Origin of the sequence: Avibacterium sp. 21-586 (genome assembly GCF_026226775.1) — a bacterium.
Lineage (GTDB): Bacteria > Pseudomonadota > Gammaproteobacteria > Enterobacterales > Pasteurellaceae > Avibacterium.
In genome coordinates this window covers 652,348-667,374 of sequence record NZ_JAKKOD010000001.1, presented here as the reverse complement: position 1 = coordinate 667,374, position 15,027 = coordinate 652,348, and the positions used below count along the sequence as shown (strand labels likewise).

General features: G+C 41.6%; 13 protein-coding genes. 5 read left to right on the top strand and 8 right to left on the bottom strand.

Translation table 11 applies throughout. The features are described from left to right. Window positions 1-61: 61 nt before the first annotated feature. From rluB to dapD, 3 genes are all read left to right on the top strand, one after another. Window positions 62-1,042: a 23S rRNA pseudouridine(2605) synthase RluB gene (gene rluB, locus L5B71_RS03010; RefSeq protein ID WP_265757777.1), complete on the top strand. Its 981-nt coding sequence runs from the start codon at window positions 62-64 to the stop codon at window positions 1,040-1,042. A 42-nt stretch (window positions 1,043-1,084) separates the two neighbouring features. Then, on the top strand, window positions 1,085-2,056 hold the full coding sequence (gene cysB / locus L5B71_RS03005) for an HTH-type transcriptional regulator CysB (RefSeq protein WP_265756904.1): 972 nt from the start codon (window positions 1,085-1,087) through the stop codon (window positions 2,054-2,056). Between the two features lie 110 nt (window positions 2,057-2,166). Next, the gene (gene dapD / locus L5B71_RS03000; protein ID WP_265756903.1) at window positions 2,167-2,994 is read left to right on the top strand and encodes a 2,3,4,5-tetrahydropyridine-2,6-dicarboxylate N-succinyltransferase; all 828 of its coding nucleotides are present in this window, start codon (window positions 2,167-2,169) and stop codon (window positions 2,992-2,994) included. A 113-nt stretch (window positions 2,995-3,107) separates the two neighbouring features. Here dapD and L5B71_RS02995 read toward each other — a convergent pair whose 3' ends face one another. Then, window positions 3,108-4,433 carry a cation:proton antiporter gene (locus tag L5B71_RS02995; RefSeq protein WP_265756902.1) on the bottom strand — a complete coding sequence of 442 codons (1,326 nt, stop codon included), beginning with the start codon at window positions 4,431-4,433 and terminating at the stop codon, window positions 3,108-3,110. Window positions 4,434-4,592: 159 nt separating this feature from the next. On the opposite strand from L5B71_RS02995, the gene L5B71_RS02990 reads away from it, so the two are divergent. Further along, window positions 4,593-5,483, top strand: coding sequence for an endonuclease/exonuclease/phosphatase family protein (locus L5B71_RS02990; protein ID WP_265756901.1), 891 nt, complete (start codon window positions 4,593-4,595; stop codon window positions 5,481-5,483). Here L5B71_RS02990 and L5B71_RS02985 read toward each other — a convergent pair. Further along, entirely contained in the window at window positions 5,467-5,817 is a 351-nt protein-coding gene (locus L5B71_RS02985; protein WP_194750728.1) for a RidA family protein, read from the bottom strand. The genes L5B71_RS02990 and L5B71_RS02985 overlap by 17 nt on opposite strands. 104 nt (window positions 5,818-5,921) lie before the next feature. On the opposite strand from L5B71_RS02985, the gene L5B71_RS02980 reads away from it, so the two are divergent. Beyond that, the gene (locus L5B71_RS02980) at window positions 5,922-6,644 is read left to right on the top strand and encodes a YwiC-like family protein (protein ID WP_265756900.1); all 723 of its coding nucleotides are present in this window, start codon (window positions 5,922-5,924) and stop codon (window positions 6,642-6,644) included. 94 nt (window positions 6,645-6,738) lie between these two features. On the opposite strand, the gene L5B71_RS02975 is transcribed toward L5B71_RS02980, so the two are convergent. The 6 genes from L5B71_RS02975 to nirK form a co-directional block, all read right to left on the bottom strand. Further along, window positions 6,739-7,989, bottom strand: a complete 1,251-nt coding sequence (locus tag L5B71_RS02975) for a NupC/NupG family nucleoside CNT transporter (protein WP_265756899.1) — start codon at window positions 7,987-7,989, stop codon at window positions 6,739-6,741. A 24-nt stretch (window positions 7,990-8,013) separates the two neighbouring features. Then, window positions 8,014-8,811: a 4Fe-4S cluster-binding domain-containing protein gene (locus L5B71_RS02970; RefSeq protein ID WP_265756898.1), complete on the bottom strand. Its 798-nt coding sequence runs from the start codon at window positions 8,809-8,811 to the stop codon at window positions 8,014-8,016. Further along, a complete protein-coding gene (locus L5B71_RS02965) occupies window positions 8,811-10,355 on the bottom strand; it encodes a YjjI family glycine radical enzyme (RefSeq protein WP_265756897.1) in 1,545 nt (514 codons plus the stop codon). Before L5B71_RS02965 ends, L5B71_RS02970 begins: the two co-directional genes overlap by 1 nt. A 118-nt stretch (window positions 10,356-10,473) precedes the next feature. Next, complete coding sequence (gene cdd, locus L5B71_RS02960; RefSeq protein WP_265756896.1) at window positions 10,474-11,379, bottom strand: cytidine deaminase; 906 nt, start codon at window positions 11,377-11,379, stop codon at window positions 10,474-10,476. 169 nt (window positions 11,380-11,548) lie between these two features. Then, window positions 11,549-13,798, bottom strand: coding sequence for a DNA topoisomerase IV subunit A (parC, locus tag L5B71_RS02955; protein WP_265756895.1), 2,250 nt, complete (start codon window positions 13,796-13,798; stop codon window positions 11,549-11,551). 59 nt (window positions 13,799-13,857) lie between these two features. Beyond that, window positions 13,858-15,003, bottom strand: coding sequence for a copper-containing nitrite reductase (gene nirK, locus L5B71_RS02950; RefSeq protein ID WP_265756894.1), 1,146 nt, complete (start codon window positions 15,001-15,003; stop codon window positions 13,858-13,860). Window positions 15,004-15,027 lie beyond the last annotated feature (24 nt).

Sequence of the window (15,027 nt, the reverse complement as noted above, 5' to 3'; positions counted from 1 at the left end):
GAAAGCGACAAGAGGAAATATGAAAACAACATCTTATTCACAACGCAATGCCGTCAAGGGAATGCGTTTTGCTGAAAAAAATAACACTGAAAGAAAACGTACAGACAAGCCTTTCGTATCAAATGTAGAAAGTAAAGAAAAAAGTGCGGTAAAAAAGACCGCACTTTCTGCCACCCATAAAGTGGAAGGGGAAAAATTACAAAAAGTGTTAGCGCGCGCAGGACAAGGATCTCGCCGTGAAATTGAAACGATGATCGCTGCCAACCGAGTGAGTGTAAACGGCAAAATGGCAACCTTAGGCGATCGTGTCGTGGTGAATGCAAATTTAAAAATCCGCATTGACGGACATGTTGTGAATTTACAACAAGCACAAAAAGAAGTATGTCGCGTGTTGATGTATTACAAACCTGAAGGCGAACTTTGTACCCGCCACGATCCCGAAGGACGCGCCACCGTATTTGACCGCTTGCCACGCTTAACTGGATCGCGTTGGATTGCCGTTGGACGCTTGGATATTAACACTTCTGGCTTATTACTCTTTACCACAGACGGCGAATTGGCAAACCGCTTAATGCACCCAAGCCGTGAAGTGGAACGTGAATATTCCGTGCGTGTTTTTGGTCAAGTAGACGAGGCGATGATTGCCCGTTTACGCAAAGGCGTACAGTTAGAAGATGGACCAGCCAATTTTAAAGCTATTAAGCCAATGGGCGGACAAGGTATGAACCAGTGGTTTGACGTTACCCTAATGGAAGGGCGTAACCGTGAAGTTCGCCGCTTATGGGAATCGCAAGGCATTCAAGTCAGCCGTTTGATTCGCATTCGCTACGGTAATATTAAATTAATGAAAACCCTACCGCGTGGCGGTTGGGAAGAGATGGATCTCACCAATGTGAATTATCTGCGTGAATTGGTGGGGCTTGAGCCAGAAACCCAAAGTAAATTAGACGTCACTCAACAACGTAGACGCGCCAAAACAGGGCAAATCCGCCGAGCGGTGAAACGTTATGCGGATATGAATAAACGTTACAAAAAAGCCTAAAAATGCCATAAAAAAGCACCGCACTTTGAGCAAGGAGTGATGATGAAAATTCAGCAATTACGTTATATCGTTGAAATCGTAAATCAAAATTTGAATGTAACCGAGGCGGCAAATACTTTATTTACTTCGCAACCAGGTATAAGCAAACAAGTACGATTATTGGAAGATGAGCTAGGCTTAGAGATTTTTGAGCGTAACGGCAAACATATTAAAGGACTTACCCCAGCAGGTAAAAAAATAGTTGCGATTGCGCGCGAATTATTGGTTAAAACGCAAAGCATTAAGGCTGTAGCAGATGAATATACTCGGCCAAATCATGGCGTATTACGAATTGCAACAACCAACACGCAAGCTCGTTATATGTTGCCTAAAGTAGTGGAGCGTTTTTCTAAAAAATACCCAGATGTAAGCTTACATATTCATCAGGGATCGCCAAGTCAAATTCATGATGCGTTGCTGTTAGGGGAGGTTGATTTAGCTATCACAACAGAGGCGCAGTATTTATTTGATGATTTAGTTTTATTGCCTTGCTATTTATGGAATCGTTCCGTAATCATTAAGCCAGAGCATCCTTTGGCGCAATGTGAAAAACTCACCATTGAAGAGCTAGGAAAATATCCCCTTGTGACTTATACTTTTGGTTTTACGGGGGGATCAGATTTAGATTATGCTTTCAACAGCGCAGGGCTATTGCCGAATATTGTGTTTACCGCCACCGATGCTGATGTGATTAAAACTTATGTGCGACTAGGCTTAGGTGTCGGGATTATGGCATCAATGGCTCACACGCCAGCAGATGAGGATCTCATTGCCATTGATGCAAGCCACATTTTCCGTGCTAGTATGACGCAAATTGGGTTTAAACATAGTCTTTTTTTACGCAATTATATGTATGATTTCATCAATATGTTTTCACCTCATTTAACGCGTTCAATGGTAGAAAAAGCAGAACGTTTACCTGATAATAATATGGTGAAAAAGTTGTTTGATGATGTGGTATTGGAGGTTTTATAGTTTAGATTTCTTTTTTATTTTTAAGCAAAGAAATTTAATATAACAGGTGAGTTCTATACAGAAATATGATACAAACAACACTTAATTTTTTATTTAAATAGGAAACAGGTATGTCAAATTTACAACGTATTATTGAATCGGCATTTGAACGCCGAGCTGAAATTACACCTAACAGTGTCGATGCGGAGACTCGTTCTGCGATTGAAGAGGTCATCGAAGGTTTAGATAGCGGTAAATACCGTGTTGCAGAAAAGATTGAGGGCGAATGGGTGACCCATCAATGGTTAAAAAAGGCTGTATTACTTTCTTTCCGCATCAATGAAAATCAAGTAATTGATGGGGCTGAAACCAAATATTACGACAAAGTCGCCCTTAAATTTGCTGATTATGACGAAGCGCGTTTTCAACAAGAAGGTTTTCGTGTTGTCCCTTCGGCAACCGTGCGTAAAGGAGCATACATTGCGAAAAACGCTGTATTAATGCCATCTTATGTAAACATCGGGGCTTACGTTGGTGAAGGTACAATGGTGGATACCTGGGCAACAGTTGGTTCTTGTGCACAAATTGGTAAAAATGTCCATCTTTCAGGTGGTGTTGGTATTGGTGGCGTATTAGAACCATTACAAGCTAACCCAACTATTATCGGTGATAACTGTTTTATTGGCGCACGCTCTGAAGTAGTGGAGGGTGTTATCGTAGAAGATGGTTGCGTTATCTCAATGGGAGTATTTATTGGTCAATCTACTAAAATCTATGATCGCGAAACAGGTGAAATTCACTACGGTCGTGTACCAGCAGGTTCTGTAGTAGTATCTGGTAACCTTCCATCAAAAGATGGCAAATATAGCCTATACTGTGCTGTAATTGTGAAAAAAGTAGATGCAAAAACCTTAGGTAAAGTTGGCATCAATGAATTACTGCGTAGTATTGAAGAATAATAAAAGATGAATATTTAATACTATAATCAATAAAAAATCTGCACTAGGATTTCCGTGCAGATTTTTTTTATATCAATTTAAGAGTATAGGAAGTTAACCTTTATGTTATCTTTTTATTCTTTCTGTGCTTTATGTTCAGGTTTTAATCCTACATATCCCCTTGCTTGCAGAGTGGCTTCTTTTGATTTTCTAACCATCGTTTCAATTGTCGCACCTTGTACTAAAATAGAGAACATTACCACTGCATAGGTCATTACTAATAGTAAATCACGGACGTTCATTCCGATTTTGGGAATATATAAGCTTCCAACTGGAATTGAAAGAGCCATTGCCAGAGAAAGCCCTCCACGTAGTCCGCCCCAAGTTAGAATGCGCAGGGTGTAAGGATTGTAAGTGGTTTTCATACTTAACAATTTGAATGGTGTCCAGACACTGATATAACGGCAGATTAAACAAAGTGGAATGGCGAGTAAACTTAAAATAATGCCTTGATAGGTGAAGTTTACCAATAACATTGCCGCACCGATTAAGAGGAATAAAAGAGAGTTTAGGAAATGGTCTATCATTTCCCAAAAATGATCTAAATAGTGCTGGCTTTGTTTAGAGAAGCCAGTTAGCCTTGTCCAGTTTCCTATGATAATCCCAGAAACCACCATGGCTAGTGCGCCTGATACTTCAAGTAAATCGGCTATCATAAAGCCGGCAGTCGGGATTGTAAGAGTAAGGAGAATTTCTAAACTTCCATCATCGGTAGCTGAAATCAGAAAATGAGCGATTAAGCCAAGTATTAATCCAAATAGTAAACCGCCACCAGCTTCCATAAGAAAAAGTTCACTCACATCTACCAGCGTAGGTTGTTTTCCACCAAAAGCGATGGCAAAAATAGTAGTAAAAATCACTAAACCTACACCATCATTAAATAAGGATTCACCTTCTACTTTCATAGATAATTTTTTGGGGGCTTTGAGATTTTTGATAATAGCTAATACAGCAATTGGGTCAGTTGGAGAAATTAATGCACCGAATAACATACAATAAATAAAATCTATTTGCCAGCCAAGTGCGTAAGTTAAAAAGTATAGGATTGTACCGATAAGAAAAGTGGAAGCAAAGGTAGAGAATAAGGCTAGAATAGTAATTTCACATTTCTGGCTTTTCATTACGGGAAGTTTGATGCCTAATGCTCCAGCAAATAAGAGAAAACCTAAAATTCCGTTGAGTAAGAAACTTTTAAAATCAATTTGCTCCATTACCGCTCGAGCTAACTTATCTAGATTAAACAGATTTAAATGTCCTAAGATAAGGAAAATGAGCGAGGCAATCATAGAAGTTGCAGTAATGGCGATAGTATATTGAATTTTATCATTAATTTTTTGTGTAACAAAGCCGATTAGAATAGAAATGGCTGACAGAAAGCAAATATAGGTATAAATGTTCATTGAGATACCTTGATCAAATAACAAAAAATCTAGCTAAGAAAGTTGGCTGATTTTACTCCATCTGGTAACTAGAAAGGAATAGCGATAAACCAAATTAATTGGCGTAGTATAAGTAAACTGCTACTATTTAGAAAGCATAAAATTTAAAAATACATCAAAATGAGTAAATTAAAATCTTTTCTTGTCGGATTACTAGGTTTGATTCTACTTGGCTTAGGTTATTTGTGGGATAACCTAGAAATTTATTCGGTTCCTCAAATTAAATTTCATATAGAAAGCCACTTAGCTTATCATCGAAAAACGTTAGATAAATCGGTGAGGTGTTTTTATGCTGAACAATCTGTTAAGCCCATTGAACAGCAGGATTTTCGACTGTTGGTGTGGAATATGCACAAAGGGCAAGATCAAGGTTGGCAGCAACAATTAGCCAGCTTGTCGCAAGGGCAAGATTTTCTTTTGTTGCAAGAAGTGTCAAGTCAGCAAAAGTTGGTAGAGCAAGTTTCTTCCCAAAATTTTTCCAAATTTTCCACCGCACTTTATACTAGCAGTTTTGCCTATTTAGGCAATCAATCAGGCGTCGCGCTGATGAGCCGTTTTGCGCCACAATATTATTGTGCAGGATCTTCTGTTGAGCCTTGGATTCGTATTCCTAAAGTGGGCAATGCAATGGCGTTTCCGTTGAGTAATGGGCAATCGCTATTGACAATTAATTTGCATTTGGTGAATTTTGAGCTGCATCCAAGCCATTATCAACAGCAGTTAGAAGCAATGTTTAAACTGATTGAACAGCATCAAGGGCCAATTATTTTGGCAGGTGATTTCAATGCGTGGAACAAAGGACGGATAAAGTTAATCAAAAAACTCACCGCACTTTATGGTTTGACCGGCGTATCATTTCAGCCTGATGACAGGCTACGTTTTTTGGATAATCCGCTTGATTGGGTATTTGTGCGGGGTTTTAGCGTGAAATCGGCGCGCACGGTACAGACCACCAGTTCCGATCATAATCCGTTACTGGTGGAATTAATTTTGGCTACACCGCAGCGGTAATTACGATCTCCACTTTCCACTCAGGCACGGCTAGTTTGGCTTCTACGGTCGCCCGGCTTGGTGGATTGTGGCGATCAACCCACTCGTCCCAAGCGCGGTTCATTTCCGCATAATCTTGCATATCAGCCAAGAAAATTTGTGCATTTAAGATTTTGCTTTTATCTGATCCCGCTTCAGCCAGCAATTTATCAATTAGGCCAAGCACTTCCTTGGTTTGCTCATAAGCATTGCCTTGCGTATTTTCTGGCACTTGCCCCGCCAAATAAGCCACGCCATTATAAACGCACATTTCGGCAAGGCGCTCATTGGCGTGAAAACGTTGGATTGTTGTCATTTTTTTCCTTCATATGAAATAAAAATAATTCGCAAGGATTATAGCGATTATGAGAAAAAATAGCTAAAATTCTTGGCAATTTTTCACCGCACTTATTCGCTATTATGAAATTGCTTATTTCCAATCAACACGGTGCTATCGTGATGGCACTGATGCCGTTTTTATACGGAATGTTACTTTCCACGCCGATTACGCTGCATTTATTTCTGTTATTGGCGTGGTTCGCCCTTTATTTGATGACCTACCCCTTTTTAAATTTATTCAAAGGCAGAAATCTTGATCTTTATCGCAAATGGACGCTAATTTACGCCACTGCTAGCTTACTTTTCGCCTTGCCCGCTTTATGGCATAACTGGCATATTTTATATTTTCTGCTAGCAATGTTGCCTTTTGTCGCAGTGAATATTTACTATGTAAAACAAAAAGATGAACGTGCATTGCTGAACGATTTTGCTGGCATTATCATTTTCGCCATCGCAGGAATGGCCGCGTATTATTTCGCTAATTCACAATTCGATCACAAAATCTACTGGGTTGCGCTCTACCCAAGCTTATTTTTTGTTGGTGTAACCCTGTATGTAAAATCTGTAATGCGTGAACGCAAAAATCCACGCTATCTACACGCGTCCATCGCATTCCATTTACTCTGCATTCTTGGCTTTGCCTTATGCAAGCAATATGTATTAGCTTTCGCTTTTGTCCCACCATTTATCCGCGCAATCTTGCTCCCAAAATACAAACTTTCTGTTAAGCAAGTCGGAATGGCAGAAATGGCAGTATCCTTGCTGTTTTTTGTGATGTTGCTGTGGGGGAGTGGAGTTTCTTAAGAAAGAGAAAGAAATTAAAGAGCGGTGCTTTTTTGTCAATTTTTTATTAATGGCATAGCCGGAATAGTTCCCGCTATGCCTTTATTTTGAGTGATTAACTCAACGCCGCACCACTGAGATCAATGAAGAATCCTGCGATAGTGGCGCTCATTAGGTTGGCGAGTGTGCCGGCGATGACGGCTTTTAAGCCTAGACGAGCGATGTCTGAGCGGCGAGTTGGTGCCATACTGCCAATTCCGCCGATTAGCACGGCAATCGCGCTGAAGTTAGCGAAGCCACATAAAGCAAAAGTGATAATGGCTTTGGTTTTATCGCTAAGTTGTACAGCCGCGTCAGGTTGTAAATATTGAGCAAATTCTAAATAGCCCACAAATTCATTTACGGCTAATTTCATTCCGATCATTTGTCCTGCGATTTCAGCATCTTGCCAAGGTACACCGATGATGAACGCGATAGGTTGGAATAGATAACCAAGTAGGCTTTGTAAGGTGAGATCGCCATAGCCAAACCAGCCACCAATGCCACCGATTAAGCCATTTAATAAGGCGATAGAGGCGATAAAGGCGATCAACATACCACCCACATTGATGGCAAGCGTTACCCCTGACGCCGCACCATTGGCAAGTGCTTCAACGATATTATTTGGTTTTTCGATTTTGACATTTTCTTCTAAGGTGTCGCTGAATTTTTCTGTTTGTGGATACATCAATTTGGCGAACAATAAGCCTGCGGGCGCTGCCATAAATGACGCGGCGATTAAGTAGGTGAGTGGTACACCCATACCGGCATAGCCTGCTAATACAGAACCTGCGATGGAGGCCGTTCCACCTACCATCACGGTAAATAATTCAGATTCGGTCATTCGGCTAATAAAAGGCTTAACCACAAGTGGTGCTTCGGTTTGTCCAACAAAAATATTGGCAGCCGCAGACATTGATTCCGCCTTTGATGTACCCAGTGCTTTTTGCAAGCCACCACCGATAATTTTAATTATCCATTGCATTACGCCAATGTAATACAATACGGAAATTAAGGCTGAGAAAAAGACGATAATTGGTAGCACTTTGAAAGCAAAAATAAAGCCCACATTGCTTGGATCGGCAAGGTTACCAAAAAGAAAGGCGATCCCTTCGTTGCCATAATTAATTACTTTGCTCACGCCTTCAGCGGTGCTAAGCAGGGCATTTCTTCCCGCTGGTACATACAAAATCAGCGCAGCAAAGCCGATTTGAATGGCTAAGGCACCAAAAATAGTTCGGAAATTAACGGCTTTGCGGTTGTTGGAAAACAACAAGCCAATACCAAGCAGGACGAAAATCCCGACAATACTGATAATGAGATCCATAGTTACGCTCCTTGATGAATGAATTTAGGTAATTGTGGTAATTTTTTGTATTCCGCATTGTTTAGCAAATGCGGCCAGTGCCTGAGTTTCTTCCACAGTGGGAATAAAAGGGGTTAAACCAGCTTCATCTCTTGCCCCTTTGCTATGCACTCGAATAATTTTGAATAACACCTCGGGATAATCCCGTAGCAGTTGCGCCGCTTTTTCCACTAAGTGGTAGGCGTCAAAAAAATCTTTGATAAAAACCAACCGCACTTCTTCAATTTTATTGTGCGGTAATAATTTGGCGAGATTTTGCCAATTTCGGCTAAGATTTTCTGTTTTGATATGCTGCGTTGTGGGGATAATTTGAGTTGGCACTTTGCCTTGCTGATTGCGGCGTTCAAAACAGAGTGTCTGTAAGCCTAAGCCATCACCTTTGAGATCAAAGAGAAATTTATCGGTTACGGCAATTAAGGATTGCGTGCTGTCATAATCAAAAAATCCGCTGCTATCAAGATAACAAGTTAGACTCTGCTGACGAAGTGCGGTGAAAAGTGGCACTAATTTTTTATGATGAATGGTGGGTTCACCGCCAGAAACGGTGATGCCGCGAATAAACGGCACGGCGTGCATTACCTGATCATACAAATATTGCAAGCTGACCAGCTTTGCTTCGCTATTTTTTCTTGGAATAGTTTCTGGGTTATGGCAATAAAGACAATTCAGCTTACACCCTTGCAGAAAAATGCTGGTACGATTGCCTTGTCCCTCTACATTGGAAAAGGGAATAATCCGATGCAGAGGAACATAAATTTCTGAAAGCTGAACTGGCTTAGTCATTATGAATTGGCGCTGACGTTTTCTTCATCGCGCAATTGGCGATCAAAGACATTGGCGCAATCGTCTGTGCCAGAGCCATACCAAGTGGTATCGCGTAATACCGCTTCGCCTTTGCGATAACGTTCAACCTCGCTTTTCTTAACTAAATAGCCTGTTACGCGAATGAGATCGGTATTTTTTAAGTAAGTCGTAATGTAGCGATAGCCTTGTGCGAAAGCACCATCAATAATATCCACCACCGCATCTAAATGATCGGTATAGGTTTGATCGAAAGCAAAGAGATCCCCTGTACCAGAGGGGAAGTATTTATGGAATGGGGCAGATTGTTTTAGATGTGCTAATAATGTTGGTTCTTCACCTACGCGAATACGGTGTGCCGGTGTATTCATCTTATCTTCTTCGTGATTGCTCGCCCCCACTTGCGCGTGTAGTAAATAACGATGATTTGTACGCTCCACATAAAGCCCTTTATGCGCGTTATTGACCTCTTCCAATTTATCCATAATGAGTGTGGCGATCTCATCACCACGTTGGCTTTGCCCGAAAGTTTCGTTAATGCCTTCTTGTTGTAAAAGATGATTGACCGCATCGGCTAATCCCACAATGGCGATCATACTGGTGAAGTTTTCACGCTTGATAAATTCTTCTTGTGCTAAGAAGCTGCTTTCAAAGAAATTGCTTTCTTCGATCAAGAATTTATGCCGTTTATCCATAGTGGAAAGGGCGAGTTTTGCCACTTTAGGCAATAATTCATTCACCATTTCATCAACACTTGAGCAAGCACGTCCGATGGTGCCTAATCTTAAGCGAGTCAGGGTATAAGCGCCGCCGCATTCAGGCAGAGCATTGTAACAACTGGCGATACCATATTGTTCACCGAGATCTTCAATGTAATAAGGATCATTGGCAAAGGACGGTTTTGACACTAATAAACAGGCTTTAGCAGCAAGTTCTGCAAATTCACGCGAGGTTTTTTGTTTATCATAGCGAATGGTCATATTTGGCGTGGTGTTTTCTAACTCAATGACCGCCTGTAGAATTAAACGCCCCGCTTTAGTGTCATAAGGGCCAATATTGGCGTGGCAGAAGGAATCTGCAATGGTTTTATCAATATGGTTTAAGAAACGTTTAATTTTGATGTAGTCTTGCTTTTCGTCAGTAATAAAAGGATCGAGCAACTCATCTAAGCGTCCAATATAAACAGGATAAGTGGTAATGGACGGAACGTGGGAATAGAGAATGAGCAAGCCATCTAGCACTTCATCAAGATCTTTGGGTGGAGGCAAGTCAAGGAATTTACAGCCTTTTTGGATATAAACATTATAGTCAGGCAAAATATAACGCGGACGATAAATGGCATAGCCTTCACATAAATCGCAAATCATATGATTTTGCAGATATTCCCATTCTTCTTCTGTGTAACCTAATAAATCAATAGGGTTAAATAGCCGCTCAGCAATATTGCCTAAGCTCATTAATTTTTGATGATAGGTTAGATTTTTCGCTTTAACCACATCGAGAATATCTTGTAGTGAGGCTTGCATTGTTTGCTCCTTATTTAAGAAAAGATCAGTAAGAAAATTAATCCTATCGAAGTTCGATTGATATCACTGTGATTTAGATCATATTTTAGCTAAATTCAGGCTATACTTATTGTCGATTTTAAACCGCAATATACTCCAATTTTATTTCTCCTAAATAACCCAATAATTCTTCGGCCATTTGTCTGTAAGAAAGTTTGACTGGGTGTTCTACCATCACTACGCGAGCGATATTTTCTACTTCTTGACCGCTCAGTAGGAGATAGTTGATGGCCACTTGTAGAGCTGGCAAACTAGGATTGAAAGCTGCATTTTCTGCATAGCTGCCTTGGAAAACTTGTTTATCTTGTAATTCTACCGCGACTCCGCAGAAACTTTGGGTATAAGGTGCGTGGGATTGGTTTGCGGCTTCAAGTGCGGTGTGAATTAACGGATCTTTTGTGGATAATTGTAAGCCATTAGTTTTTTCGTCAAATAATCGGTAAGGAATGGCTAAATCTGCGGGGCCAAAGGCATCGGGCAAATAGCTATGGAGTAGATTGTTCTGGCTGTGTGGTAGATGGATATGTAAGCTATCTGCACTATTTAATTCATTCATAAATTGACGACAATGCCCGCACGGTGTGTAATTCACCGTGATGTCGGTGAGCTTTTTCTCTTTGCGCATCCAGGCGTGAGAAATGGCACTTTGTTCTGCGTGAATGGTTTGTTGAATATTAGTGGCGCAGAATTCTTGATTTCCGCCAAAGTAGAAATTGCCACTTTCGCCAATTGCCACCGCACCCACGTTAAATTGTGAGATGGTTGGATTGGCATAGGTTGCGCTGACGGGCAATAATAACAAAGAAAGGGTTTTAGGATCTAATTGATATTTTTGGCATAAATGCTGTACGGCAAAGTGAGATAGAAACCCTTGAAAATGTTGTTCGGCGAAAATATGCCAAAGATCTTGTGCCAAGTTTTGATTTTCTAATTGTGCTAAGGCGTGCTGTAAACGGTGAGAAATATGTTGTTCAATACGGCTCATTTTATCCTCTCAATTCTCTATAACATGGGGGCTATTTTTTTCATCATAAAGCAGAAAGAATAAAAAAGCTTGTGTTAAATTCAATATTTGTGAGCAATATCAAAAATTTAGCGAGAGAAAAGAGAAAAATAGGCGAACCTGATGATTCGCCTATAAGTACATTTACGTTTTATTGATTTGGCTCAATCACTTCAATTTCTGCGCCACTATGCAAGCCTCTTGGTAGCTGGCTGCCTTTGCGACCACGATCAGCACGGAAGCGTTGTAAATCTTCCGCTTTAAGGGTGATTTTGCGTTTGCCTGAATGGAATACCAAGTTTGCTTGTTCAGAAATCAGCAATAAGCGTACCAATAATTCGCTGCGATCTTTCGCGTTAGCCGCGGGGATAGAAATGATTTTGTTGCCTTTTCCTTTGGATAACTCAGGCAGATCTTGCACTGGGAAAATCAACATTCTGCCTGCGGAAGTGAGTGCTACCAGCAAGTTTTTATTTTCTTGTAAGCTTAATGGTGGCAAGACGTGGGCATTTTCTGGCAGGGAAATCAAGGCCTTACCTGCTTTATTACGTGCTACTAAATCGCTAAATTGGCAAATAAACCCATAGCCTGCGTCCGATGCCATTAATAATTTTTGCTCATCATTTTCCATTAACACTTGGGACACTGTTGCACCTGCTGGCAAGGAAAGTTTGCCCGTTAGCGGTTCGCCTTGTGAGCGTGCGGAAGGCAAGGATAGTGGTTCTACCGCATAACTACGCCCTGTGCTATCAAGGAATACCACAGGCTGATTGCTTTTTCCGCAGGCGTGCGCTAGATATCCATCGCCTGCTTTGTAACTTAGTCCTTGTGGATCAATGTCGTGGCCTTTGGCACAACGCACCCAGCCCATTTGCGATAAAATCACAGTAACAGGTTCGGCTGGGATCATTTCGTTTTCTGCCATTGCTTTGGCTTCCGCACGCTCTACAATTGGCGAAAGGCGAGGGCTAGCAAAGGTTTTGGCATCTTGCTGAATTTCTTTTTTGATGAGCGTGTTTAAACGGCGATCTGATCCCAAAATTTGCTCTAAATTCAACCGCTCTTGTTCTAATTTATCTTGCTCCGCTTGCAGTTCGTGCTCTTCCAATTTGGCTAATTGGCGTAAGCGCAAGTTTAAAATGGCCTCGGCTTGTTCCTCACTTAAATTAAAGCGTGCCATTAATTCCTGCTTTGGCTTGTCTTCGTTACGAATAATGGCGATCACTTCATCAATATTTAAAAAGGCAATCATCAAACCTTGCAAAATATGCAGTCGGTTCAGCACTTTATCTAAGCGATGTTGTAAGCGTCTGGTTACCGTGGTACGGCGGAAAATCAGCCATTCAGTGAGAATTTGCAGCAGATTTTTCACCGCAGGCTTGTTGTCCAAGCCAATCATATTCATATTCACACGATAGCTTTTTTCTAAATCCGTGGTGGCAAATAAATGTGCCATTAGGGCATCGGTATCCACGCGGTTGGAACGTGGCACCAATACGATACGGATTGGGTTATTGTGATCTGCTTCGTCACGAATATCTTCTACCATCGGCAGTTTTTTCGCATTCATTTGTTCAGCAATTTGGCTGATGATTTTTGATGGCGAGGCTTGGTGGGGCAGTGCGCTAATGATAATTTCGCCATCTTCTTTTTTCCACACCGCTCGCATTTTGATTGAGCCACGTCCTTGCTCGTAAATTTTACGGATATCCTCTTTGCTCGAAATAATTTCCGCCTCCGTTGGATAATCAGGTCCTTGCAGCACGCTCATTACATCATCTAAATTGGCTTTTGGGTTATCCAACAACATTACCGCCGCATCGGCCACTTCATTGAGATTGTGTGGGGGGATATCCGTTGCCATTCCCACGGCGATCCCCGTTGTGCCATTGAGTAAAATATGCGGTAGGCGAGCAGGCAAATATTCAGGCTCTTCTAGCGTGCCGTCAAAGTTAGGCTGAAATTCCACCGTGCCTTGACCCAGTTCGCTGAGCAAAATTTCTGAAATTTTGGCTAAACGTGATTCGGTATAACGCATTGCCGCGAAGGATTTCGGATCATCAGGCGCACCCCAGTTACCTTGTCCATCAATGAGCGGATAACGATAAGAGAAAGGCTGTGCCATTAGTACCATAGCTTCGTAACAAGCAGTATCACCGTGCGGGTGGAATTTACCTAATACGTCCCCCACGGTACGCGCAGATTTTTTATATTTCGCCGTGGCATTGAGCCCCAATTCCGACATTGCATACACAATACGGCGCTGTACGGGCTTTAATCCATCACCAATAAAGGGCAATGCGCGATCCATAATCACATACATTGAATAATTCAAATAGGCACTTTCGGTGAAGTTTTGCAGTGGCATTTGCTCAATGCCTTCGTAATTAATTTCTGCCATAAATTTGTTTTTCTCTTATATTCGTTAAAATTAAAGTGCGGTAGTTTTTTGTGCGATTTTTAATGTTGAAATCCTGTGGAAACATCCGCATCAGGGTTGCGCTTGGTGTAAGGCTCATCTTTTAATTTTCCACTGAAAATGTGTGGATTTTTTTCCCCACTTACCATTAACACCCCTTTCGCGCCTTTTTCAGTACGGAAAATGGAATGATCCACGAAAGGATAAGGGCCGGGTACGAGAATGGTGGCTTCAGCCATCATCGCGCCGCCAGCAGGAATTAAGGTGGTTTGGACATTGTGATTTTGCAATGAACCGCCTTCCACATACACCGTATCAAAAGGCTTGCCGATCAAATGGAAAGACGACACCTTATTTGGCCCCGCATTGCCGACATAAAAGCGTAATTTCTCGCCCACTTTGGCTTTTAATGCGTTATCGCCGAGCATTGAGCCATAATGCCCATTAAAGACCACATAGTCAGGTAGTTCATAGCTCGCTTTTTGTTGACTAAAAACTTGCAAGCCCGCTTCGCCAAATTCCCCTTGGGTATAAAATTCGTTTTGTACAATATAAAATTCTTTATCCACTGGTGGTAGGCCTTCTTTTGGCTCAACCAGCATTAAACCGAACATACCCTTGCCGATGTGGATTGGTGCACCGGGCATTGCGGCGCAGTGGTAAAGATAAAGCCCAGGAGATAGCACTTTGAACTGATAAATACTGGTATGTCCCGGTGCGGTGTTGCTCGCCAGTGCCGTGCCTTCAGGGGCGTCTGACGAGTGGAAATCAATGCTGTGCGGTAGTTTGGAATTGATTGGATTGGATAAATGCACTTCCACTGTATCCCCCTCGCGCACACGAATAAACGGCGCGGGGGTTGAACCGTTGTATGTCCAATATTTGAATTGCACTTTTGGCATAATTTCCATAATTTTTTCCAGCGCTTCCAGTCTTACCACCACACGCGCCGGATAATCGCGCGTAATGGGGGCTGGCACATTTGGTGCGGTAGTGAGTTCTGCCTCAATCACGGGAAGATCAGAAATTTTCACATTTTGCACCGCACTTTTGTTTTCAGACAAATTGGTATTTTTCGCTGTATTTGTATTTTCAACCGCATTGGGCTTCGTTGAATGTTGTTCTGTGGCGATAACATTGCTGCTTAAAAGTGCGGTGAAAATTAAGGCTAAAAAGTTTTTTTTCATTCGGTGTTTCCTTGCTTATTTGGT